The sequence below is a fragment of the Mesobacillus stamsii genome (assembly GCF_030814065.1).
Lineage (GTDB): Bacteria > Bacillota > Bacilli > Bacillales > Cytobacillaceae > Mesobacillus > Mesobacillus stamsii.
This window is the reverse complement of record NZ_JAUSUN010000003.1, coordinates 56,874-80,504: the sequence shown is the minus strand read 5'-3', so window position 1 is coordinate 80,504 and position 23,631 is coordinate 56,874. Positions and strand designations below refer to the sequence as shown.

Here is a 23,631-nt window from a genome sequence, read left to right as displayed (position 1 = left end):
ATAGGTGAAAGAGACGGTTCTTTCCGTCTCTTTTGTCTATTGAAATCCAAACGGTAAATTTTTGAAAGATCTTCCTGGAAATTTAATTCGGTATAGGGGGCTCCCTATTTTTTAAAAAGGTATAGAGTCTATTACAAAGGTGAGTGCTACTATGAGTTATGTTGTAGAAATGTTAAATATCCGGAAAGAATTCCCGGGTATCGTAGCCAACGATAATATCACCCTAACATTAAAAAAAGGGGAAATCCATGCGCTGTTGGGAGAAAATGGTGCAGGCAAATCAACCTTGATGGGCGTTTTATTCGGAATGTATCAGCCTGAACAAGGCGTCGTAAAAGTTCATGGAAAAGAAGTGCACATCACAAATCCCAATGTGGCCAACCGTTTAGGGATTGGGATGGTACACCAGCATTTTAAACTGGTAGACAATTTTACCGTCACAGAAAATATTATCCTGGGCAGCGAACCGCTTAAAGGCATGGTACTCGATATCGACAAAGCAGCAAAAAGAATTGAAGAATTATCAAAGTATTACGGATTAAATGTAGATCCTCATGCAAAAATTGAAGAAATTTCCGTAGGGATGCAGCAAAGAGTAGAAATTTTAAAGATGCTTTACCGAAATGCAGACGTCTTAATATTGGATGAACCAACCGCTGTTCTTACACCAGTAGAAATTGAAGAATTGATGAAGATCATGCGCAATCTAATTAACGAAGGAAAGTCAATTATCATTATCACTCATAAATTGAAAGAAATTAAAGCAGTGGCTGATCGCTGTACGGTCATACGCCGTGGTAAGGGGATCGGTACGGTCAATGTGGCTGAAGCGAGTGAAGCTAGCCTTGCAGAAATGATGGTAGGCCGGCATGTTTCATTCAAAGTGGATAAGAAAGAAAGTACTCCTTTAGAGGTAGTACTTAAAATAGATTCTCTATCTGTGAAAAACAATAGAAAAGTTATGGGCTTGAAAGATTTCTCACTTGAAGTTCGTGCTGGTGAAATTGTAGGGATTGCTGGAGTGGAAGGCAATGGCCAAACAGAACTGATTGAAGCAATTACAGGATTACGAAAAGCAGAATCAGGCTCTATCCAGATTGATGGCAACGAAATCAGCAGCCTGCCGGTCCGTGAACGGCTTGAAAAAGGAATGAGTCACATTCCAGAAGACCGCCACAAACGAGGTCTTGTTCTTGATTACACTTTACAAGAAAATATGGTCTTGCAAATTTATAACAAAAAGCCCTTTTCGAAAAATGGGATCCTGAACAAAAAAGCGATGAAAACATATACACAGAATATTTTGACGAATTTCGATGTGCGTTCTGGGGAGGGTGCAGTCTCCATTGCGAGAACACTATCAGGTGGCAATCAGCAAAAGGCGATCATCGGTAGAGAACTGGAATTGGATCCGAAACTGCTCATTTGTGTCCAACCTACTCGCGGGCTCGACGTAGGGTCGATTGAATATATCCATAAAAGAATCGTGGAACACCGTGATAAAGGAAATGCTGTACTGCTTGTATCTCTTGAACTAGATGAAATTCTGCAGCTATCTGATCGCATCGCGATAGTGAATAATGGTGAATTAGTCGGCGTAGTGAATGCTGCAGAAACGAACGAAAATGAAGTTGGTCTAATGATGGCAGGCGTGGCGAAGGAGAAAAGCTTATGAGACATACCATCGTATCGATTATATCCATTCTATTAGGATTGGTCGCTGGAGGAATTCTGATGCTATTCATCGGAAGCAATCCGATTGAAGGTTATTCCTATCTCCTTCAAGGGGCACTAAAAAACCTGGAACGTATTGGGAATACGTTCGCTACGGCAACTCCGCTTATTTTTACCGGATTGTCCGTTGCTTTTGCGTTCCGAACCGGTTTGTTCAATATTGGGGCGTCCGGCCAAATGTTAATTGGCGGGTTAATGGCTTCTGCAGTTGGCCTTACGTATGATTTTTCAAGACCAGTCCTGCTTGCATTGATGATTTTGGTTGGAATGCTTGGCGGAGCGCTATGGGCTTTCGTTCCAGGGTTGTTGAAGGCAAAGTTTAATGTTCATGAGGTTGTTTCGACGATCATGATGAACTGGATTGCCTATTGGACGGTCTATTATGTCATTCCTGGATATTTTAAGGGAGAATTTCTTGAAACGGAATCCAAAAAGCTTTCCGAATCAGCTACCTTGCGTACGCCTTGGCTGACAGATATGTTTCAGGGTTCCTACATTAACCTCGGCTTATTCTTGGGCGTTATCGCGGTAATCATTGTAGCCTTCATTATTGATAAAACGACCTTAGGGTATGAGTTAAAAGCAGTCGGGTTCAACCGATTTGCTGCCGAATATGCAGGTATGAAGGTGAATCGCAATATCATTTTATCGATGCTGATTTCTGGGGGCCTTGCTGGCCTCGGAGGAGTAGTGCTATACACAGGGAATGCTTCCAGTATCCAGATCGGAATTCTGCCAGCTCAAGGCTATGATGGAATTGCGGTAGCGCTGCTTGGAGCCAATAATCCAATTGGCGTGTTCTTCGCTGCTGTTTTATTTGGAATCCTTTATTCCGGGACAGGATTTATGAATGCGATGACGGAAATTCCACCTGAACGGGCTAATACGATTATTGCGATCATTATCTATTTTGCAGCGACAAGTGTACTGATTGAGCGCTCGCTGAACAAGTTGAAAAAGAAAAGCTCTAATCGAAAAGAAAAAAGTGGTCCTGTAGTCGAGAAGGGAGATTCCTAAGATGTGGCATATTATCGAACAAATATTTCCTTACGCGATTGTCTTTACCATTCCACTTCTCATTACAGCATTGGGTGGTCTTTTTAGTGAGCGCAGCGGAATTGTGAACATTGCCCTTGAAGGCTTAATGATTATTGGTGCCTTCTCAGGAGCCTTATCCATCCATTATCTTAGCGGAGTATTCGAAAACAATACGCTCGTGCTTTGGCTAGGATTATTGGCTGCCGTAATAGCAGGCATTCTTTTTTCGGTATTGCATGCATTTGCTAGCATCAACTTAAACGCAGATCAAATCATAAGTGGTACGGCAATTAATTTAATTGCAACCGCGCTGACCATATTCCTTGCAAGAAATATGACAGGAAGCGGGAATATTCGTATTACCAGTGGATTCACGCCATCCAATGTGCCTTTTTTGTCAGATATTCCAATTATTGGGGATCTTTTCTTTACAAAAACGTATCCTACCACTTGGTTTGTTTTGGCAATTCTTTTCATCAGTTCGTTTATCCTTTACAAAACAAGATTTGGCCTTCGTTTGAGATCCTGCGGAGAATTTCCACAAGCTGCAGAGGCAGCAGGAATAAACGTACGAAGAGTGCGCTATAGCGGAGTGCTCATCTCTGGTGCCTTTGCCGGTCTAGGTGGCGCTTTGATCATTGTAACTTATGCTGGTGAGTTTACAGGTACGGTATCCGGTCTTGGGTTCCTTGCCTTGGCATCCTTGATTTTCGGTCAGTGGAAGCCGCTTGGCGTATTGGCAGCCACCTTTTTCTTTGGTTTTGCTAGTACAATTGCGAACGTATCACAGGTAATACCAGAACTGGCTGTCATCCCGCCTATTCTCTTAAAGATTTTTCCTTATGTAGTTACGCTGATTGCACTTGTCATCTTCTCTAAATCATCACAGGCTCCAAAGGCCGTGGGTGAAACGTTTGACAGCGGGAAACGATAAGCTTTTCTTAAAGAATAAGAAGTATAAAATTCACTTTGAGAATTGTCTAGCTCCAGCGCCTAGCCCCTCGAGTCGCTTGTCCAGTGTCGCCTCCTAGAAACTCCGAAACTTCAACTCCACCGGCTGAAGCAAAAAGCGCTTCTTCCGTTGGAGTTTCCAGTTTCTGCGTTTCTGGACAGTCGGCTATACTTTTCGGTTTCGGTCCTGCCAATGAAGTCAAAGAACGACTTCACTGTCAGGACCTCCGAGGCACAGGATGTGCTAGACCCGGCCGCCACAGGACGTGGCGTTCTAGGCGGGAAGCGCTTGTCGGGGCTGACCAAGGCGCTTGCGCTTTTCTTATCAAAAGAGGTTCCTATATAAAAGGTGCCTCTTTTCTTTGCATTTGTCTATGTATGAAAATGATTGGCTGGAATTAACTGAAGGATGTTAAATTTAGAATTTTTCAAACAGTTACTGTAGAATAGAAACAATAACGGATAGGTATATTGAAAGTAGGTTAAAAGGAATATTAAATAGGAGCATCTAAAACGTATACATATAGTAAAGATGTTTTGCACGATTTCAAACAGTGAAAAATGGATAAGGAGTTTAACACGTTCCCATTAAAGGAGGATTTACATGGCTGTCATTTTAGAAACAATCAAGAATTTAAAGGGTTATAAGCTTCACATTGTAAAAACGGCAAAGTTCAAGACGAGCACTATTGTCTGGAAGATGAAAACGCCTTTGACAAGTGAAAACGTAACAAAACGTGCGTTGCTTCCATATGTGCTGCAAAGCAGTTCAAAGGCATATGAATCAACAACAAAGCTGCGCTCCTATTTAGATGAACTTTATGGTGCGAATCTTAATGTTGATGTATCAAAAAAAGGAGAGTTCCAGATCATAAGCTTCTCGCTCGAAATTGCTAATGAAAAATTCCTGAGTGATCCAGCACCGTTGCTGAAAAAGGGAATGGAACTAATCGCTGCTATCCTCGTAAAGCCTTTGACAGAAAATGGAGCTTTTGATAAAGCGACAGTGGAGAAAGAGAAACGCACGCTAAAACAGCGGATTCAGGCGGTTTATGATGATAAAATGCGTTACTCCAATTACAGGCTTGTTCAAGAAATGTGTAAAGGGGAGCCGTATGCATTACATGTGAATGGAGAAATAGACGATATCCCGCAGATTAACCCGGAAAATTTGTATGAGTACTACAAACAGGCTTTTGCTGAGGATGAAATGGATTTGTACATTATTGGCGATGTGAATGAAGAAGAAGTCCAATCCATAGCGGACCATCTGCTCCAATTCGAGGATCGTGTCCCCGTGCAGCTGAAAACAGCTCAAACCGTCAGCAGAGAAGAACAGATCGTAAAAGATCAAGAGGATGTCAAACAAGGCAAGTTGAATATCGGTTACAGAACAAATGTGCTTTATGGCGACCAAGACTATTATGCTCTCCAGGTATTTAACGGCATTTTTGGCGGCTTTTCACATTCTAAATTATTTATAAATGTCCGCGAAAAAAACAGTCTTGCCTACTATGTAGCCAGCCGACTTGAAAGCCACAAAGGTTTAATGATGGTTATGTCCGGGATTGAATTCGAAAATTTTGAGCTGGCCGTTCAAATCATCCGTGAACAGATGGAAGCAATGACAGCAGGCGATTTTACCGAGAAGGAAGTGGAACAGACGAAAGCAGTGATCGAAAATCAAATGCTTGAAACATTGGATACGTCCAGAGGCATAGTAGAGGTACTATATCATAATGTAGTATCAGGTCAAAATGTCAGCCTCGATGACTGGCTTCAGGGCATGAGTACAACCACAAAAGAAGAAATCGTTGATGTTGCTAAGAAGATTCAGCTTGACACGGTTTACTTTTTAACTGGATTGGAGGCGGACAAATAATGGAGATGATTATTTTTGAACAGCTTCAGGAAGAAATGTATTATGAAAAGCTCGATAATGGGCTTGATGTGTATATCCTTCCAAAAAAAGGTTTTAACAAAACATATGCTACCTTTACAACAAAATACGGTTCCATTGACAATCACTTTCTTCCTCCAGGAAAAGAGGAATACGTTAAGGTTCCAGATGGAATTGCTCACTTCCTAGAACACAAGTTATTTGAAAAGGAAGATGGGGATGTATTTCAGCAGTTCAGCAAGCAAGGTGCATCTGCGAACGCATTTACTTCCTTTACACGAACTGCTTATTTGTTCTCCAGTACATCCAATGTCGAGAAAAACCTTGAAACGCTGATTGACTTCGTTCAAGAGCCTTATTTTACCGAAAAAACAGTGGAAAAGGAAAAGGGGATCATTGGCCAGGAAATCACGATGTATGATGATAATCCCGATTGGAGACTGTATTTTGGACTAATCCAGAATATGTATAAAAACCACCCTGTCAGCATTGATATTGCCGGTACCATTGAATCGATCTCCCATATAACGAAAGATATGCTGTATGAATGCTATGAAACTTTTTACCATCCAAGCAATATGCTGTTGTTTGTGGTTGGTCCTGTCAATCCTGATGAAATCATGGGCATGATCAAAGATAACCAGAGCAAGAAAGACTATAAGAACAAGCCGGAAATCCAACGAAAATTCGATGCCGAACCGGCTGGAGTCGCCGAAAAAAAACAAGTTCTTAAAATGAATGTGCAAACCTCAAAATGCCTAGTGGGACTCAAAGCAGCCAACCCGACGGAATCAGGCACCATCATGCTGAAGAATGAACTATCAGTGAACGTACTGCTTGATATTCTATTTGGAAAAAGTTCGGATCACTACACTGAATTGTATAGTTCGGGTCTGATTGACGACACGTTTTCCTACGATTATTCACAGGAACTGGGCTTTGGATTCGCGATGGTTGGCGGAGATACTAATGAGCCAGATCTGCTTGCAAGCAGGCTTAAAGCGATGCTGATGGAGGCAAAATTAGCTCAAAGTTGGACTTCTGATAGCCTTGAAAGGACAAAAAGGAAAAAAATCGGAGCGTTCCTGCGAGCGGTGAATTCTCCGGAATATATCGCAAATCAATTCACACGCTACGCGTTCAATGATATGGATTTGTTTGAAGTGGTTCCAATGTTGGAAAGCCTGACGATCGATGACTTAACTAAGGCAGCAGAAAGACTTATATCAGAAGATCGCTTCACAGTGTGCCAGGTTGTGCCAAAAGGGAAGTAATGGACAAATGAGGTGTATGCTTACAATATTGGAGAGGAAAAAGATATGAAACGATTTGTACTTGTAACTGGGGCAAGTGGAGCGATTGGCAAAGCGATCTCCATCAAGCTGGCATCGTCAGGTTATTCACTCTACCTGCATTACGATCGGAATCAAAAAGAGATGGATGCCCTGCTCCGTGAGATTGACTCATTTGGCGGGGAATATATCCCAATCAAAGCCAATTTTGTCTCTAAGACAGGATACCTCGAATTAGTGGACCAGATTTTTTCAATTGATGCAATCGTCCATAATGCTGGGAATGCCTTATATGGACTTCTAGAGGACTTGGAAGAGGAGGAAGCAGAAGCCTTGATTCGACTCCATGTGACGACACCTCTTCTTCTGACAAAGAAGCTGGTGCCAAAATTACGGCAAAAGCAAAATGGGAATATTGTGATTGTCTCATCCATATGGGGCCAGACAGGAGCATCATATGAGGTGGCCTATTCAACGGTAAAGGGCGCACAGCTAGCATTTGCAAAAGCATTGAGCAAAGAACTGGCACCTTCAAAGATTAGAGTAAATGCAGTTGCTCCCGGAGCAATCCAAACGCCACTGATGGAGAAATTTAGCGAAGAAGAGCTGGATGCAATTGCTACTGAAATTCCCTCAGGCCGTCTTGGAACACCTGAGGAAGTGGCAAACGGAGTGGAATTTCTTTTATCCGAGAAATCTTCCTACATTACCGGGCAGGTTTTGGCCATCAATGGAGGCTGGCTGACATGAATGATTTGTGACAAATTTTTAAAACAAGTTTCTTGATGAATATTTCTCTACAAACGAATGCAAAATAACCTTGTACTATTTTAGACAAGGAGGTTGTCAAATATGTCTGTATTGGAAAATTGGAATCAGTGGAAAGATTTCCTGGGGGACCGACTTAATCAGGCGCAGGATCAAGGAATGAATAAAGAAGCAATGGGTGATCTTGCCTATCAAATCGGCGACTATCTTGCCAAGAACGTCGACCCAAAGAACGAACAGGAAAGAGTTCTTACCGATCTTTGGTCAGTGGCAAGTCCAGACGAACAGCATGCGATCGCGACTATGATGGTAAAGCTTGTTCAAAACAACGGTAGCAAATAAGTAAGTTTTGGAAGAGGGGACCTTACATCCTCTCTTTTTTTATAACATGCTTTATTTTTGGCTGGTTTTTCCTTTCATCTTCGTCAAAAATCATATATTATAGTAGCTAGATATTATGTCAAAATGTGTCGTAATGGCAAGCAAAGGAGGACAAGGATGGAGAAGAAAGAATGGTACTTAGAATATGAAATAATGATAAACCGTCCAGGACTGCTTGGTGATATTTCCTCTTTGCTTGGAATGCTGTCTATCAACATTGTTACGATCAATGGAGTAGACGAGGGCAGGCGAGGTCTTTTGATCCTCGCAAAAGATGATGATCAAATTGAGCGACTAGAGTCTATTTTACATACTATGGAGACAATAAGGGTAATTAAAATTAGAGAGCCGAAATTGCGTGACCGCATGGCAGTTAGGCATGGAAGGTATATACAACGCGATGCTGACGATAAAAAAACTTTCCGGTTTGTGAGGGATGAACTTGGACTGCTTGTTGATTTTATGGCAGAATTATTTAAGATGGAAGGCCATAAACTGATTGGTATCCGGGGAATGCCTCGTGTCGGCAAGACAGAATCTGTTGTTGCTTCAAGTGTTTGTGCTAATAAAAGATGGCTGTTTGTTTCCTCGACGTTATTGAAGCAGACCATTCGCAATCAGTTGATTGAAGATGAGTACAATGCTAATAACTTATTCATCATAGATGGCATTGTTTCAACTAGAAGAGCCAATGAAAAGCATTGGCAGCTCGTCAGGGAAATCATGCGACTGCCTGCAGTCAAGGTAGTGGAACATCCTGATATTTTTGTCCAGAACACGGAATACACATTGGATGATTTTGATTATATTATCGAATTAAGAAATAATCCTGAAGAGGAGATCGTATATGATATGGTCCAGAAGAATCACATGTTTACTGATTCTGATTTTGGAGGATTTGATTTTTAACAGTATTGGAAGGTGTTATCGTGTCTGAGTTAGGAAATATTTTAAAAGAAGCCCGTGAAGCAAAAGGCCTCAGTCTGGACGAGCTGCAATCGATTACGAAAATTCAAAAACGGTATTTGATGGGCATTGAAGATGGCAACTATTCAATCATGCCAGGAAAATTCTATGTCCGGGCGTTCATCAAACAATATGCCGAAGCTGTTGGCCTTGATCCGGATCAGCTTTTTGAACAGTATAAATCCGAAATCCCTACTACCTATAATGAAGAATTGCCGGAACAGCTTTCCCGAGTTCAATCTAGGAAAAGTTTGTCACCAGAAACCTCTAAGATTTTGAATGTTCTTCCAAAAATATTGATTGTCATTTTCATTATTGGCGCAGTTGCTCTCGTCTGGTATTTGATTGTCAAAAATGCAGGCGATGATTCCGGCCAGACCGCTAATACCAATAAAAGCCAGCCAATCGTGGAAGAACCTGCAGGAAGCACAAATGATCCCGCTGCAAATAACACAAGTGAATCTGATGCCCCTGCCCAAGAAAAACCTGCTGACGAAAAACCAAAGCCTGAACCTCCTGCACAGGAGCTTACCGTTGCCTCAAACAATGGAAGCAATACAGTGTATGAACTGAAGAATGCCGATCGATTTGTCATCAAAATTGTTTCGCTTGGACAAACATGGGTTGGACTCTCTAATGGTTCAGGAAAATCGATCTTTGCAGAAACGCTTGTTAAAGGCAAGAATGAAAACCGGACAGAAGATTTAACTGCTGAAACAGAGGCCGTCATTAATATCGGGCGTGCAACGGAAACGGAGATTTACGTAAACGACCAGAAGCTGGAGTACGCCGTTTCCCCGCAAGATGATATGACCCAGCTGATTACGATCAAGTTTGTAAAGTAGTTGAACATAATAAATTGCAGCCCGTATAAAGTCTGCTGCAACAAGAATGCCCGTATGGACGTTTGTTTATACGGGTTATACTTTGAAAGTTATAATGATGTTGTCAGCCTGTGTAATTGACATTTGGAGGAATAGGATATGAACTTGCCCAATAAAATTACGGTTTCACGCATTTTATTGATTCCGTTATTCTTGATTGTGATGATTGTGCCATTTTCCTGGGGGGAGATTACCCTGCTTGGAACGACAATGCCGGTCACTCATTTGGCAGGAGCGTTGATTTATATTTTCGCTTCTGTCACAGACTGGGTTGATGGCTATCTGGCACGAAAACATAATCTCGTTACAAATCTCGGGAAATTTCTTGACCCGCTGGCGGACAAGCTACTTGTCTCTTCAGCGCTAATTGTGCTCGTTGAACTTGGTTATGCTCCGGCTTGGATTGTCGTTGTTATCATCAGCAGAGAATTTGCCGTGACAGGGCTTCGACTATTGCTTGCAGGAGGAGGCGAGGTTGTTGCTGCCAAGATGCCCGGAAAAATCAAAATGTGGGCTCAAACAGTCGCAATTTCCGCTTTGTTGCTGCATAATATCATTTTTGAAGCTTTTTCGATCCCATTTGCTGACATCGCCTTATGGGTGGCAATGTTCTTTACAATCTGGTCTGGATGGGAGTACTTCGCAAAGAACAAACAAATATTCAGCAATTCTAAATAAAGGATTTTCCAGGAGGATGGCACATGAATGCAGAAATCATAGCAGTTGGTTCTGAACTACTTCTCGGGCAAATCGTCAATACAAACGCCCGGTTCCTGTCAAAGCAGCTTGCAGACCTGGGAGTCAATGTATTCTATCACACCGTTGTCGGAGATAATTCAGATAGGCTCAAAAGTGCAATCGCGATCGCCCAGCAACGTGCAGAATTGATAATTTTCACGGGCGGACTGGGACCAACTAAAGATGATCTTACGAAAGACACCATTGCCGGGCAACTCGGTAAAAAGCTGGTACTTGACGAAGAAGCGATGAGATCCATTGAATGGTATTACGAAAAAACGAACAGGGTTATGACCGAGAATAACAGGAGACAGGCGCTCGTAATCGAAGGTTCCCTCATCCTTAAAAACGAAAATGGCATGGCTCCCGGAATGTTCCTTACAACTGCAGACCACAAGTATATGCTACTGCCAGGTCCGCCTTCAGAAATGGAGCCGATGTTCCTAAAATATGGCCAGGCAGCTATTGCCGGGGTAAATGGGAACCAGTCAAGAATTGAATCAAGAGTCCTGCGCTTCTTTGGTATCGGTGAGGCAGCACTTGAGGCGAAGATAGAGGATTTGATTGATCAGCAAAGCAATCCGACCATTGCTCCGCTGGCAGGCGATGGAGAAGTCACCTTGAGATTGACAGCAAGATCAGATGCTAATAGCAACGCGGAGGCAATGATCGATAAAATGGAAGCCGAAATCATCGCAAGAGTTGGCGAGTTTTTTTATGGCTACAATGAAACCTCGTTAATTTTGGAGTTATCCAAACTATTGAAAAGCAGAGATATGACAATTTCAGCAGCGGAAAGCCTGACGGGTGGGATGTTTCAGCAGGAATTGACTTCTGTCTCTGGTGCAAGCAACCTATTCCAGGCCGGCATTGTCTGCTATTCCAATGAGGCCAAAATCGAACTCGTTAATGTGAGACCTGAAATAATAGAAAAACATGGCGCTGTCAGCAAGGAATGTGCAGAAGAGCTGGCAGTCAATATTTCCTCCATTGCCAAATCGGATATTGGCATTAGTTTCACCGGTGTAGCAGGTCCCGACAGTCTCGAGGGCCACCAGGCTGGGACTGTTTTCATTGGAGTGCATATAAAAGGTCAGCCAGTGCATGTGGAGCATCTGAGGATGAGCGGATCTCGAACAGCAATCAGGAGCAGATCAGTAAAGTACGGATGTCAGCTGATTATTAATAGATTAACAGAAACACGGAAGTGACAATGCTTCCGTGTTTTTTCTTAATAATAAATAGGCAGATTTATTGTTGAAAGTGAATTTTAATGGGGAAATGGCAGCTTAATTTTACATAAAAGTGCATCAGAAATTTAGTTTTAATAAGTTTTTTCATCTCAAAAAAACGAATAAACGTTCGATTTTTTGATGGACAAACTATCAGGGAAAAGGTATAGTTATAATAGATTTTAAATAAAAGATTTGCGGGCAAGCAGCATGCTGTTTGTGTTGATATAAAAGGAGGAAGATTGAGTGAGTGATCGTCAAGCTGCGTTAGATATGGCATTAAAACAAATCGAAAAACAATTTGGAAAAGGCTCGATTATGAAGTTGGGAGAGAAGACAGACATTAAGATTTCTACTTCTCCAAGTGGTTCCCTTGCATTGGATGTAGCGCTAGGAATAGGCGGGTATCCTCGAGGACGTGTTATTGAAATCTACGGACCTGAAAGTTCAGGTAAGACAACTGTTGCGCTTCATGCAATTGCAGAAGTTCAGGCTAATGGAGGCCAAGCAGCGTTTATTGATGCCGAGCACGCGCTCGATCCTGTATATGCACAGAAACTCGGTGTTAACATTGATGAACTTCTTTTGTCACAGCCGGACACAGGAGAGCAGGCTTTGGAAATTGCGGAAGCACTTGTACGAAGCGGAGCAGTTGATATTATTGTTATTGACTCCGTTGCAGCTCTTGTTCCTAAGGCTGAAATCGAGGGTGAGATGGGAGATTCCCATGTAGGGCTTCAGGCTCGTCTCATGTCCCAAGCATTGCGCAAACTTTCAGGTGCGATCAACAAATCAAAAACGATCGCAATCTTCATTAACCAGATTCGTGAAAAAGTCGGCGTTATGTTCGGTAACCCTGAAATTACACCTGGCGGACGTGCGTTGAAGTTTTATTCAAGTGTTCGTCTTGAAGTACGCCGTGCTGAAACATTGAAGCAGGGCAATGATATGGTCGGCAATAAAACGAAGATCAAAGTGGTCAAGAATAAGGTTGCACCTCCGTTCCGTACAGCGGAAGTGGATATTATGTACGGTGAAGGTATTTCCAAAGAAGGTGAAATCATTGATATGGGATCAGACCTTGATATTGTTGATAAGAGCGGTTCCTGGTATTCCTACAATGGGGAACGCCTTGGACAAGGTAGGGAAAACGCAAAGATTTTCCTAAAAGAAAATCCGTCCATTCGGCTTGAAATCCAGAAGAAGATCCGTGATCACTACAGTCTTGATGGAGAAATCGTAGTTACTGAAGTGGACGAAGATCAGGAAGAACTTAAATTGGATTAATCAGATTCGATCGACCAGCAAAGGTCTCCTTCATGAAGGAGACCTTTTTCGATATATAAAACAGAGGTTTAAAAGAAGGATTGATTGATCATGAATTAAAATCGTTAGTATCCTTACCGGACAAACCCTTGACAATAAAATTAGGCAGCTTTACAATTAAAAATGTATATTTTACATTTTCATGGTATTAAAAACGTTTAAAAGCAATAGAGCTGTATATTGATGCTTATAACAATGTACATGCCGATACTTTAAAAAACGTATCACAAGTTCATAGCAAGAGGAGGTGAAAATGATGGATCTACTTATTTCAATCATCTCCATTTTGCTTGGTCTAATCGTCGGTGCAGTTGTTGGCTATTTTTATCGTAAATCCGTTGCGGAAGCAAAAATTGCAGGTGCCAAAAACGCCGCAGAACAAATTGTTGAAGATGCGAAGCGTGAAGCAGAGGCAATGAAGAAGGAAGCCTTGCTAGAGGCTAAGGATGAAAATCACCGACTGCGTACGGAAGCAGAACGTGAGATTCGTGAACGAAGAAATGAACTGCAAAAACAAGAAAATCGTTTATTGCAAAAAGAGGAGAATCTTGATCGTAAGGATGAGTCGTTGAACAAACGCGAGATTCTTTTAGAGAAAAAAGATGACGCTCTTACCAAAAGACAACAGCATATTGAAGAGATGGAAAGCAAAGTGGACGAGATGGTACAAAAACAGCAGGCTGAACTGGAACGCATCTCGAGCTTAACACGTGATGAGGCTAAATCCATCATTTTGGAGCGGACTGAGCAAGAACTTGCTCACGACATTGCAATAATGATTAAGGAAAGCGAAAACAGGGCAAAAGAAGAATCCGATAAGAAAGCGAAAGAGGTACTTTCCATTGCCATCCAAAGATGCGCTGCAGACCATGTCGCTGAAACGACTGTGTCAGTTGTAAATCTTCCGAATGATGAAATGAAGGGACGCATTATCGGACGTGAGGGACGGAATATCCGCACCCTGGAAACGTTGACGGGAATAGACCTTATAATTGATGATACTCCGGAAGCGGTAATTTTATCCGGATTTGATCCAATTAGACGTGAAACAGCCCGATTAGCTCTTGAAAAGCTTGTTCAGGATGGACGTATTCATCCGGCACGAATCGAAGAAATGGTAGAGAAGGCACGCCGAGAAGTGGATGAACATATTCGTGAGGTTGGGGAACAGACAACCTTCGAAGTGGGAGTTCACGGGCTGCATCCGGACCTGATCAAGATTCTTGGCCGCTTGAAGTACCGTACAAGCTACGGACAGAATGTTCTTAAACATTCAATCGAAGTAGCCCAGTTGTCCGGATTGCTTGCTGCAGAGCTTGGTGAAGACGAAACATTGGCTCGCCGTGCAGGACTCCTGCATGATATCGGAAAGGCGATTGACCATGAAGTAGAAGGCAGCCACGTTGAGATCGGCGTAGAGCTGGCGACGAAATACAAGGAACATCCTGTTGTTATCAACAGTATTGCTTCCCACCATGGTGATACGGAGCCAACTTCGATCATCGCAGTTTTAGTTGCTGCTGCCGATGCATTATCCGCTGCAAGGCCTGGTGCCCGCAGCGAAGCACTGGAAAACTATATCCGCCGTCTTGAAAGACTCGAAGAAATCTCTGAATCCTATGAAGGAGTCGAGAAATCCTTCGCGATTCAGGCGGGAAGAGAAATCAGGATCATGGTTAGACCTGATCAAATTGATGACTTGCAGGCACACCGCCTTGCTCGTGATATCCGCAAAAAAATTGAGGAAGAGCTTGATTATCCTGGGCATATCAAGGTTACAGTCATCCGTGAAACACGTGCAGTTGAATACGCAAAATAAAGCGGTGCTTAGGCGCCGCTTTTTGTATTAGAGCTACTTTGCTGGTTTTCATCAAATGACGATGCTATGATACAATTTTTACATAAATAACTTGAAGGCAGGAATGAAAACCAATGAGAATTTTATTTGTAGGAGATGTTGTAGGCTCTCCTGGCAGGGATATGGTTACAGAATACCTACCAAAGCTAAAGGGAAAGTTTCGTCCGACTGTTACGATCATTAATGGGGAGAATGCAGCGAGCGGAAAAGGGATAACCGAGAAGATTTACCGGCAGTTTCTTGAGCAGGGAGCACAGGCAGTTACATTAGGAAACCATGCATGGGATAACCGCGATATTTTTGAGTTTATTGATGCAGCTAAATATTTGATAAGACCCGCTAATTTTCCGAAAGAGGTACCCGGAAAAGGGATTGTATATTTAAAGATTAATCAGGAAGAACTGGCAATAATCAATTTACAGGGACGGACATTTTTAACGCCAATTGATTGCCCTTTTAAAAAAGCAGATGAACTGATTGAAGAAGCGAAAAAGCGCACCTCGTTCATTTTTGTCGATTTTCATGCAGAGGCGACTAGCGAAAAGCAGGCAATGGGCTGGTATCTTGATGGCAAAGTTTCCGCTGTTGTCGGTACGCATACTCATGTCCAGACTTCTGATGAGCGGATTTTACCATCTGGGACTGCGTTTTTGACCGATGTAGGCATGACCGGACCATATGATGGGATATTAGGGGTAGAAAAAGACGCGGTTCTCCGAAGGTTTCTCACAAGCTTGCCGACCCGTTTTGAAGTTGTCAAGGACGGAAGGAGCCAGCTATCAGCAGTATTGATCGATTTAGATAAAAAGACCGGTAAAGCAGTAAAGATTCAGAAAATCCTTATTAATGAAGACCATCCTTTTTATGAATAGAACATCAGATTTACCATCTTTAGAATGGAGACTAACGTATGCTACTTTGTCTGCAGTCTTTATTATGCTGTAATTTGGTTTTTTGGCGATGGATTAAGGGATTCCCTGTCTTATGAAGACACCATTCCACCCGAAAGATGCCCTTATGTAGAGGAACGGGTGCACATAAGGGTACCATTCCACCCGAAAGATACCCTTATGAAGAGGAAAGGGTACGCATAAGGCACCATCTTCCGCCGGAGAGATATCATTGCTTTTTTTTACTGAAGGTCATATGTGGGATTTCTCCTGAATATAGTAGCAGTGGAACAGACTAAACTGGATGTCCACACGGGCATTTGGTACGGGATAAATAAGGAGGAGCCAGGAATGGATATCTTAAAAGTTTCAGCAAAATCTAATCCTAATTCTGTAGCTGGTGCGCTTGCTGGAGTACTGCGCGAGAGAGGGAACGCAGAGATTCAGGCAATTGGGGCGGGTGCATTAAATCAAGCCGTGAAGGCAGTAGCGATCGCAAGAGGGTTCGTAGCTCCTAGCGGCGTTGATTTAATTTGCATCCCGGCATTTACTGATATTCTGATTGATGGCGAAGAGCGGACAGCCATAAAATTAATTGTTGAACCACGATAAAAGAAACCCATATGAAATTGCTATATTCCCTGTTTGCATGTGCAAGCAGGTTTCTTTATTTCTCTTGTGAAATTGCTAGAGGGGGGATTTTAGTGAAAATCTATGATGCTCATTGTGATGTTCTCTATAAACTATTAATGAATCCGACACTTGATTACATTCAAGCAGCGGAATTACAGGTCAACTTGGAAAAGTTAAAAGCTTCCGGAACGAAAGTCCAATTGTTTGCCATTTACGTGCCTGAATCGGTACATCCTGATTTGAAATTCATGGCAGCACTTAGGATGGTGGATTTGTTTTACGAAAAAGTTTTATTGCCGAGTCCGCAAATGAAGCTGATAACGAATAGAAAACAGATTAGGGAACTTGCTGAAAATGAAATAGGTGCTGTCCTAACGCTAGAAGGGTGCGATGCCATAGGACAGGACTTATTGAAATTGCGGACGCTTTTACGGCTTGGAGTCCGGTCAGTAGGGCTGACGTGGAACTTTGGTAATTATTGCGCTGACGGGGCGTTAGAAGAAAGGGGAGCAGGACTGACAAAATTCGGGCGCCAGGTTGTTCAGCTTCTGAATGAAACGGAAACGATCTGTGATGTCTCCCATCTATCGGAGAGGGGGTTCTGGGATGTGCTGGAAGTATCAGACCGCGTGTTTGCGTCTCATTCCAACTGCTATTCGAAATACCAGCATCCGAGGAATTTAAGGGACGATCAAATCGAAGCGCTGATCAGCTTGGATTCTGTTATGGGTCTCACCTTTGTTCCAAAATTTTTGTCAGGTAAAAAAGAATCAGCGTCGATCGATGATATCATCCGCCATTTGGAGCATGTCTGTACTCTCGGAGGAGAAAATCATGTTGGCTTCGGTTCAGACTTTGATGGGCTAGAGTTTACGGTGATGAAGCTTTCTGGAAATGATCAATATGAAAATCTTTGGAACGAGTTGCAAAAATATTATTCTGATATACAAGTTAAGAAATTCTTTTTTGATAATATGGCATCAAGACTTCCATTGCAAAATGGCTAAAATCAATAGACGCAATCGAATTTTAAATAGGAAAAAAGGTGCTGGAAAAACAAAGAACTTTAAATATTTTAACAAATAAAAAAATATTCATATTTTCGTCAATAATTATTCTGAAAGGGTTGCTTTTTTTTTCACATAGGTCTAGAATTGAAAGCGTTTAGTACGATACATTTTACTAGATTTGACAGGGGATTGAAGAAATAACCATTCTAGTGAATATGTTGGATACGTGCTACACTTAAAAACAAAGCGTTTTTACATATCTAAAGGGGTGTAAGAGATGATCAATCAACTTTCATGGAAAGTTGGCGGACAGCAGGGAGAAGGAATTGAATCTACCGGGGAAATTTTCTCTATTGCATTGAACCGTCTAGGCTACTACTTGTATGGCTACCGTCACTTTTCGTCACGTATTAAGGGTGGCCACACAAACAACAAGATCCGGGTAAGCACTAAAGAGGTTCGATCTATTTCTGACGATTTAGATATTCTAGTAGCTTTTGATCAGGAAACGGTTGATGTTAACTACAAGGAATTGCATGAGAAAGGCGTCATTTTAGCTGATGCGAAGTTTGACCCTAAGAAGCCAGAAGATACTCAAGCTGCATTGTATGCGGTTCCATTTACAGAAATGGCTTCTGAACTAGGGACATCTCTTATGAAAAACATGGTTGCAATTGGTGCGACTAGTGCCATCCTAGACTTGGATATCCAGGTTTTCGAGGAAGTTGTTCAGGAAATTTTTGGACGAAAAGGACAACAAGTAGTTGATAAAAACATGGAAGCCATTAAGGCTGGCTACGAATATACAAAGGAAAAATTGGCTGGAGCAGAGCCGATGCATCTTGAGAAGGCTGATGGTCAGAAGCGTCTATTTATGATTGGCAATGATGCAATTGCCATGGGAGCACTTGCAGGAGGCTGCAGATTCATGGCTGCCTACCCGATCACACCTGCTTCAGAAATTATGGAATATTTGATCAAGAAACTGCCTGCTCTTGGCGGAACTGTCATTCAGACTGAAGATGAAATCGCTGCTGCTACAATGGCAATCGGCGCCAACTATGGCGGTGTCCGTGCGATTACAGCTTCTGCGGGACCTGGCCTTTCACTGAAAATGGAAGCAATCGGCTTGGCCGGAATCACGGAAACGCCAATCGTTATTGTCGATACCCAGCGTGGCGGTCCATCAACAGGGCTTCCTACCAAACAGGAACAATCTGATCTTATGGCAATGATCTACGGAACGCATGGTGAAATTCCTAAGATTGTCATGGCTCCAAGTACGGTCCAGGAAGCATTTTATGATGCAGCAGAAGCATTCAACCTTGCTGAAGAGTATCAGTGCCCAGTGATCGTTTTGACTGACCTACAGCTTTCACTTGGAAAGCAAACAGTCGAGCCGCTTAACTTTGATAAAGTGGAGATTCGCCGAGGCAAGCTGAAGGCAGATGATCTTCCTGAGATTGAAAACAAAGGGTACTTCAAACGTTATGAAGTAACAGAAGATGGCGTTTCACCACGTGTTATTCCAGGAATGAAAAACGGCATCCACCACGTAACAGGTGTCGAGCATGATGAAACAGGAAAACCTTCAGAATCTGCAGCGAACCGCATTGCCCAAATGGATAAGCGTTTCCGCAAAATTAGCCATCTGAAGTTTGATACGCCAATCCATAAAAATGCTCCACATGAGGAAGCTGATCTTTTGATCGTAGGTTTCAACTCTACACGAGGCGCAATCGAAGAGGCAATGGGAAGACTGGAGAAGGACGGATTGAAAGTAAACCACGCCCATGTTCGTCTGATCCACCCATTTCCGGCTGAGGAAATGATGCAGCTTGTAAAATCTGCGAAGAAAGTGGCAGTGATTGAAAACAATGCGACAGGACAGCTGGCAAACATCATGAAGATGAATGTCGGAGGACATGAGAAGATTCACAAGATTCTCAAGTACGACGGAAACCCATTCTTGCCGCAGGAAGTCCACACAAAATGCAAGGAGTTGTTCTAGGATGGCGACTTTTAAAGAATTTCGTAACAATGTAAAACCAAATTGGTGCCCAGGCTGTGGCGACTTCTCTGTACAGGCTGCCATGCAGCGTGCAGCAGCTAATGTTGGCCTGGAGCCAGAAAATCTGGCTGTAATCTCAGGTATCGGCTGTTCTGGCCGTATCTCTGGATATATTAATTCCTACGGCTTCCACGGAATCCATGGCCGTTCTCTTCCAATCGCACAAGGAGTGAAGATGGCAAACCGTGATTTAACGGTTATTGCTTCCGGCGGTGACGGGGACGGATTCGCCATTGGAATGGGGCATACCATCCATGCAATCCGCCGTAACATAAACATTACTTATATCGTCATGGATAACCAAATTTACGGTCTGACGAAGGGGCAAACGTCCCCGCGTTCAGCTGCTGGTTTCAAAACAAAGTCAACTCCAGCAGGTTCAATTGAACAAGCCATTTCTCCAATGGAAATGGCATTGACAGCTGGCGCTACTTTTGTGGCGCAAAGCTTCTCAACTGATCTGAAAGACTTGACTGCCCTAATTGAAGCAGGTATTAAGCACGAAGGTTTTTCATTAATCAACGTTTTCAGTCCGTGCGTAACTTATAACAAGGTTAACACCTACGATTGGTTTAAAGAAAACCTGACAAAACTTAGCGATATCGAAGGATATGATCCATCAAATCGTGAAGCAGCAATGCAGACGTTGATGAAACATAACGGATTGGTTACAGGCTTAATCTATCAAAACACAGAGCGCAAATCATATCAGGAACTGGTAAACGGTTATTCAAAAACACCGCTTTCTAAAGCAGACCTTAAGCTTGATCAAGCTCATTTTGATAAGCTAGTTGCTGAATTTATGTAATAAATCTGTACTTTTTACATAAAACCCCAATCATCTAATGATTGGGGTTTTATTGTACAAAGTTGTATTTAAACAATAAGGATCACTACGAAAATGAGAGCAATTTTTTCATAAAGCCAGTATCAGCAATACTACTATTGTTTTCATTGATTCAAGAGTTTATACTAGTATAATGTGTATATTTCATATTTTCAGGGCGAAATATTCCCTTTTTTCAACGAATGCAGTTTAGGAATTTTTCGCTTAATGCACGTTTTTTTATGAAAGGAGATTGGTCGTCATGAACGAAAATCAACGCTTGGAAGGTCAACAAGTAGCAACAAATAATTCTTCGGACAAAAAATCCAGTAAGGATTATAGCAAGTACTTTGAAACAGTATATACTGCTCCTTCTTTGAAGGATGCCAAAAAGCGCGGAAAAGAAGAGGTTACGTATCATAAGGATTTCGATATTCCTGAAGAGTTCTTAAAAATGGGAAATGGCCGAAAATTTTATATTCGTACGTATGGCTGTCAGATGAATGAACATGATACGGAAGTGATGGCGGGTATTTTCCTTGGTTTGGGCTATGAACCTACTGATAGTGTCGAGGAAGCGAATGTCATTCTCCTGAATACATGTGCGATTCGGGAAAACGCTGAAAACAAGGTATTTGGTGAACTAGGTCATTTGAAGCATCTGAAACGAGAAAATCCAGATTTGCTCTTGGGTGTTTGTGGTTGCATGTCACAGGAAGAATCAGTCGTCAACAAAATTCTGAAAACCTATCACCAGGTGGATATGATTTTTGGTACGCATAATATTCATCGCCTTCCAAATATTCTAAAGGAAGCATACATGTCTAAAGAAATAGTCGTCGAAGTTTGGTCAAAGGAAGGAGATGTAATTGAAAACCTTCCTAAAGTCCGCAGAGGGAATATTAAAGCATGGGTTAATATTATGTATGGCTGCGATAAATTCTGTACGTACTGCATCGTTCCTTATACACGGGGCAAAGAACGAAGCCGCCGTCCTGAAGATATCATCCAGGAAGTCCGCTTGCTTGCATCACAGGGCTATCAGGAAATTACCCTGCTAGGCCAGAACGTAAACGCATATGGAAAAGACTTCACTGATTTAAAATATGGTTTAGGAGACTTGATGGAGGAAATCCGTAAAATCGATATCCCAAGGATCCGATTCACTACGAGCCATCCACGTGATTTTGATGATCACTTGATTGAAGTCTTGGCAAAAGGCGGAAACTTGATGGACCATATCCATCTTCCGGTCCAATCCGGTTCTTCTGAGGTATTGAAAATCATGGCGCGGAAGTATACTCGTGAACAATATCTAGAACTTGTACACAAGATCAAGGCGGAGATTCCAGATGTTACTTTGACAACAGACATCATCGTCGGATATCCGAATGAAACAGATGAACAATTCGAGGAAACATTGTCGTTAGTCCGTGAGGTAGGCTATGAATCTGCGTACACCTTCATTTATTCTCCAAGAGAAGGAACTCCGGCGGCAAAAATGCAGGATAATATTCCTATGGAAGTGAAGAAGGAACGTCTTCAGCGTTTGAATGCACTTGTGAATGAACAGTCGGCTCAGTCGATGAAGAAGTATCAGGATCAAATTGTCGAAGTATTGGTTGAAGGCGAAAGCAAAAACAATCCTGATGTACTTGCAGGATATACAAGCAAGATGAAGCTTGTCAACTTTGTCGGGCCAAAGTCTGCAATCGGAAAAATCGTCAAGGTAAAGATCACCGATGCAAAAACTTGGTCTTTAAACGGGGAAATGGCAGAAGAAAACGAACCAGTTGAGGTGAAGTAAGTTGGTCAAGTACAATAAAGATGACATTATTTTGCGTTCCAGAGAAATCGCACGGATGATTGCAGAAACAGAAGAAGTAGACTTTTTCAAGCGAGCAGAAGCGCAAATTCATGAAAATGAAAAAGTAAGAACGCTTATTTCTTCGATAAAAGGTCTCCAAAAACAAGCGGTGAACTTTCAGCATTACGGGAAAACGGAAGCGTTGAAGAAGACGGAAGAAAAAATCGCCGCTCTAGAAGCAGAGCTTGACGCAATTCCGGTTGTACAGGAATTCAAGCAATCCCAAATTGATGTGAATGATCTGCTGCAAATGGTTGCGACAACTATTTCCAATACCGTGACAGACGAAATCGTCGTATCAACAGGAGGAGATCTCCTCAGCGGTGAAACTGGTGCAGCACGGAAGAACGGAAAGAGCTGCCATACCCATGATCATTAAGCATTGAGTTAAAACAAGGCACCTGTTTCCTTCAGGTGTCTTTTTTATTCCAATCAATTGTTTCAACTTCTACATCAGTTTCTCCCTAAATACATATGAAATCTCCCCTCGCTTGCTATCAATCGGGAACATTCATCTCCTGTGGGCATACAATGAACTATGCCTAAGTTTTTCACAGCGGTTCTAATTTTATCGCACACTAGTCTAATATCACGCATAGGATGAATTGAAAAAGATTGAGGAGGTTTCGCTCGCATGGGAGATTACAGAGAGATTATCACGAAAGCAGTTGTAGCGAAAGGACGTAAATTTACACAGTCCAATCATACGATCACCCCAGCGCATAATCCAAGCAGCATTCTTGGCGCTTGGGTCATAAACCATAAGTACAAGGCGAAAAAAGTAGGGAAAGTGGTGGAGGTAAACGGGTCATACGAGGCAAACATCTGGTACTCCTGTGATGATAACACAAAAACAGAAGTAGTCACCGAGAAAGTAACTTATTGTGATGTCATCAAGTTAAAGTACCGCGATCCGGATTGCATGGATGACCATGACGTACTCGTTGAAGTTCTTCAGCAGCCTAACTGCATCGAAGCCGTCATTTCTCCAAATGGCAATAAAATCATTGTTCACGTCGAACGGGAATTCCTAGTCGAAGTTATCGGTGAAACAAAGGTTTGTGTCGTTACTCACCCAGACGGATGCGACAGTGACGAAGACGAGTGGGGACACGGAATCGATGATGAAGAATTTGAAGACTTGAACCCAGACTTCCTGCTTGGTGAGGAAGAATAACAACGAACTAGGAAGCTTCTACTTCCTAGTTTTTTTTTTAAAAAAGTCGTTTACGCTTTCGATCCATCTGGAAGCCGCTTCTTTTCTCG

General features: G+C 42.3%; 21 protein-coding genes. All 21 read left to right on the top strand.

The features are described 5' to 3' along the window. The first annotated feature begins 151 nt into the window (after nt 1–151). The 21 genes from J2S25_RS03045 to J2S25_RS02945 all read left to right on the top strand — a co-directional run bounded on the left by J2S25_RS03045 (nt 152) and on the right by J2S25_RS02945 (nt 23,542). Complete coding sequence (locus J2S25_RS03045) at nt 152–1,675, top strand: ABC transporter ATP-binding protein (protein WP_044396213.1); 1,524 nt, start codon at nt 152–154, stop codon at nt 1,673–1,675. Then, the gene (locus tag J2S25_RS03040; RefSeq protein WP_307191202.1) at nt 1,672–2,751 is read left to right on the top strand and encodes an ABC transporter permease; all 1,080 of its coding nucleotides are present in this window, start codon (nt 1,672–1,674) and stop codon (nt 2,749–2,751) included. Before J2S25_RS03045 ends, J2S25_RS03040 begins: the two co-directional genes overlap by 4 nt. A 1-nt stretch (nt 2,752) precedes the next feature. Continuing rightward, nucleotides 2,753–3,706 (top strand): ABC transporter permease, encoded by a 954-nt coding sequence (locus tag J2S25_RS03035; protein ID WP_044396217.1) that lies wholly within the window; start codon nt 2,753–2,755, stop codon nt 3,704–3,706. 621 nt (nt 3,707–4,327) lie between these two features. Continuing rightward, nucleotides 4,328–5,605 carry an EF-P 5-aminopentanol modification-associated protein YfmF gene (yfmF, locus tag J2S25_RS03030; RefSeq protein ID WP_307191201.1) on the top strand — a complete coding sequence of 426 codons (1,278 nt, stop codon included), beginning with the start codon at nt 4,328–4,330 and terminating at the stop codon, nt 5,603–5,605. Next, on the top strand, nt 5,605–6,897 hold the full coding sequence (gene yfmH / locus J2S25_RS03025) for an EF-P 5-aminopentanol modification-associated protein YfmH (protein ID WP_044396666.1): 1,293 nt from the start codon (nt 5,605–5,607) through the stop codon (nt 6,895–6,897). Before yfmF ends, yfmH begins: the two co-directional genes overlap by 1 nt. Before the next feature lie 45 nt (nt 6,898–6,942). Then, nucleotides 6,943–7,665, top strand: coding sequence for an elongation factor P 5-aminopentanone reductase (ymfI, locus tag J2S25_RS03020; protein ID WP_307191200.1), 723 nt, complete (start codon nt 6,943–6,945; stop codon nt 7,663–7,665). 102 nt (nt 7,666–7,767) lie between these two features. Next, the gene (locus tag J2S25_RS03015; RefSeq protein WP_044396663.1) at nt 7,768–8,025 is read left to right on the top strand and encodes a DUF3243 domain-containing protein; all 258 of its coding nucleotides are present in this window, start codon (nt 7,768–7,770) and stop codon (nt 8,023–8,025) included. A 156-nt stretch (nt 8,026–8,181) separates the two neighbouring features. Then, nucleotides 8,182–8,973 carry a DUF3388 domain-containing protein gene (locus J2S25_RS03010; protein ID WP_044396661.1) on the top strand — a complete coding sequence of 264 codons (792 nt, stop codon included), beginning with the start codon at nt 8,182–8,184 and terminating at the stop codon, nt 8,971–8,973. A 20-nt stretch (nt 8,974–8,993) separates the two neighbouring features. Continuing rightward, nucleotides 8,994–9,875, top strand: a complete 882-nt coding sequence (locus J2S25_RS03005; protein WP_044396670.1) for a helix-turn-helix domain-containing protein — start codon at nt 8,994–8,996, stop codon at nt 9,873–9,875. 138 nt (nt 9,876–10,013) lie between these two features. Then, nucleotides 10,014–10,592 carry a CDP-diacylglycerol--glycerol-3-phosphate 3-phosphatidyltransferase gene (pgsA, locus tag J2S25_RS03000; protein ID WP_307191199.1) on the top strand — a complete coding sequence of 193 codons (579 nt, stop codon included), beginning with the start codon at nt 10,014–10,016 and terminating at the stop codon, nt 10,590–10,592. 23 nt (nt 10,593–10,615) lie between these two features. After that, entirely contained in the window at nt 10,616–11,863 is a 1,248-nt protein-coding gene (locus J2S25_RS02995; RefSeq protein WP_044396656.1) for a competence/damage-inducible protein A, read from the top strand. A 267-nt stretch (nt 11,864–12,130) separates the two neighbouring features. Continuing rightward, nucleotides 12,131–13,171 carry a recombinase RecA gene (gene recA, locus J2S25_RS02990; RefSeq protein ID WP_044396654.1) on the top strand — a complete coding sequence of 347 codons (1,041 nt, stop codon included), beginning with the start codon at nt 12,131–12,133 and terminating at the stop codon, nt 13,169–13,171. Between the two features lie 295 nt (nt 13,172–13,466). After that, nucleotides 13,467–15,029 carry a ribonuclease Y gene (gene rny, locus J2S25_RS02985; RefSeq protein WP_044391801.1) on the top strand — a complete coding sequence of 521 codons (1,563 nt, stop codon included), beginning with the start codon at nt 13,467–13,469 and terminating at the stop codon, nt 15,027–15,029. 113 nt (nt 15,030–15,142) lie between these two features. Further along, nucleotides 15,143–15,940 (top strand): TIGR00282 family metallophosphoesterase, encoded by a 798-nt coding sequence (locus J2S25_RS02980; protein WP_044391805.1) that lies wholly within the window; start codon nt 15,143–15,145, stop codon nt 15,938–15,940. Between the two features lie 369 nt (nt 15,941–16,309). Continuing rightward, the gene (gene spoVS / locus J2S25_RS02975; protein WP_044391806.1) at nt 16,310–16,570 is read left to right on the top strand and encodes a stage V sporulation protein SpoVS; all 261 of its coding nucleotides are present in this window, start codon (nt 16,310–16,312) and stop codon (nt 16,568–16,570) included. A 92-nt stretch (nt 16,571–16,662) separates the two neighbouring features. Further along, the gene (locus tag J2S25_RS02970) at nt 16,663–17,598 is read left to right on the top strand and encodes a dipeptidase (protein WP_044391808.1); all 936 of its coding nucleotides are present in this window, start codon (nt 16,663–16,665) and stop codon (nt 17,596–17,598) included. A gap of 280 nt (nt 17,599–17,878) precedes the next feature. Then, nucleotides 17,879–19,612, top strand: coding sequence for a 2-oxoacid:acceptor oxidoreductase subunit alpha (locus tag J2S25_RS02965; RefSeq protein WP_044391810.1), 1,734 nt, complete (start codon nt 17,879–17,881; stop codon nt 19,610–19,612). A 1-nt stretch (nt 19,613) separates the two neighbouring features. After that, a complete protein-coding gene (locus J2S25_RS02960) occupies nt 19,614–20,480 on the top strand; it encodes a 2-oxoacid:ferredoxin oxidoreductase subunit beta (RefSeq protein WP_044391812.1) in 867 nt (288 codons plus the stop codon). Between the two features lie 280 nt (nt 20,481–20,760). Further along, a complete protein-coding gene (miaB, locus tag J2S25_RS02955) occupies nt 20,761–22,305 on the top strand; it encodes a tRNA (N6-isopentenyl adenosine(37)-C2)-methylthiotransferase MiaB (protein ID WP_044391814.1) in 1,545 nt (514 codons plus the stop codon). 1 nt (nt 22,306) lies between these two features. Beyond that, a complete protein-coding gene (locus J2S25_RS02950; protein ID WP_044391816.1) occupies nt 22,307–22,744 on the top strand; it encodes a YlbF/YmcA family competence regulator in 438 nt (145 codons plus the stop codon). 255 nt (nt 22,745–22,999) lie between these two features. Further along, a complete protein-coding gene (locus J2S25_RS02945) occupies nt 23,000–23,542 on the top strand; it encodes an outer spore coat protein CotE (protein ID WP_044391818.1) in 543 nt (180 codons plus the stop codon). The last annotated feature ends 89 nt before the right edge of the window (nt 23,543–23,631 follow it).

Excerpts from the sequence above, each read along its gene's own strand:
- J2S25_RS02995 (WP_044396656.1), top strand. The coding sequence starts at position 10,616 with ATGAATGCAGAAATCATAGCAGTTGGTTCTGAACTACTTCTCGGGCAA.
- J2S25_RS03015 (WP_044396663.1), top strand. The coding sequence starts at position 7,768 with ATGTCTGTATTGGAAAATTGGAATCAGTGGAAAGATTTCCTGGGGGAC.
- J2S25_RS02960 (WP_044391812.1), top strand. The coding sequence starts at position 19,614 with ATGGCGACTTTTAAAGAATTTCGTAACAATGTAAAACCAAATTGGTGC.
- ymfI (WP_307191200.1), top strand. The coding sequence starts at position 6,943 with ATGAAACGATTTGTACTTGTAACTGGGGCAAGTGGAGCGATTGGCAAA.
- spoVS (WP_044391806.1), top strand. The coding sequence starts at position 16,310 with ATGGATATCTTAAAAGTTTCAGCAAAATCTAATCCTAATTCTGTAGCT.
- J2S25_RS02980 (WP_044391805.1), top strand. The coding sequence starts at position 15,143 with ATGAGAATTTTATTTGTAGGAGATGTTGTAGGCTCTCCTGGCAGGGAT.
- yfmH (WP_044396666.1), top strand. The coding sequence starts at position 5,605 with ATGGAGATGATTATTTTTGAACAGCTTCAGGAAGAAATGTATTATGAA.
- rny (WP_044391801.1), top strand. The coding sequence starts at position 13,467 with ATGGATCTACTTATTTCAATCATCTCCATTTTGCTTGGTCTAATCGTC.
- pgsA (WP_307191199.1), top strand. The coding sequence starts at position 10,014 with ATGAACTTGCCCAATAAAATTACGGTTTCACGCATTTTATTGATTCCG.
- J2S25_RS03040 (WP_307191202.1), top strand. The coding sequence starts at position 1,672 with ATGAGACATACCATCGTATCGATTATATCCATTCTATTAGGATTGGTC.
- J2S25_RS03010 (WP_044396661.1), top strand. The coding sequence starts at position 8,182 with ATGGAGAAGAAAGAATGGTACTTAGAATATGAAATAATGATAAACCGT.
- J2S25_RS03045 (WP_044396213.1), top strand. The coding sequence starts at position 152 with ATGAGTTATGTTGTAGAAATGTTAAATATCCGGAAAGAATTCCCGGGT.
- J2S25_RS02945 (WP_044391818.1), top strand. The coding sequence starts at position 23,000 with ATGGGAGATTACAGAGAGATTATCACGAAAGCAGTTGTAGCGAAAGGA.
- miaB (WP_044391814.1), top strand. The coding sequence starts at position 20,761 with ATGAACGAAAATCAACGCTTGGAAGGTCAACAAGTAGCAACAAATAAT.
- J2S25_RS02965 (WP_044391810.1), top strand. The coding sequence starts at position 17,879 with ATGATCAATCAACTTTCATGGAAAGTTGGCGGACAGCAGGGAGAAGGA.
- J2S25_RS03035 (WP_044396217.1), top strand. The coding sequence starts at position 2,753 with ATGTGGCATATTATCGAACAAATATTTCCTTACGCGATTGTCTTTACC.
- yfmF (WP_307191201.1), top strand. The coding sequence starts at position 4,328 with ATGGCTGTCATTTTAGAAACAATCAAGAATTTAAAGGGTTATAAGCTT.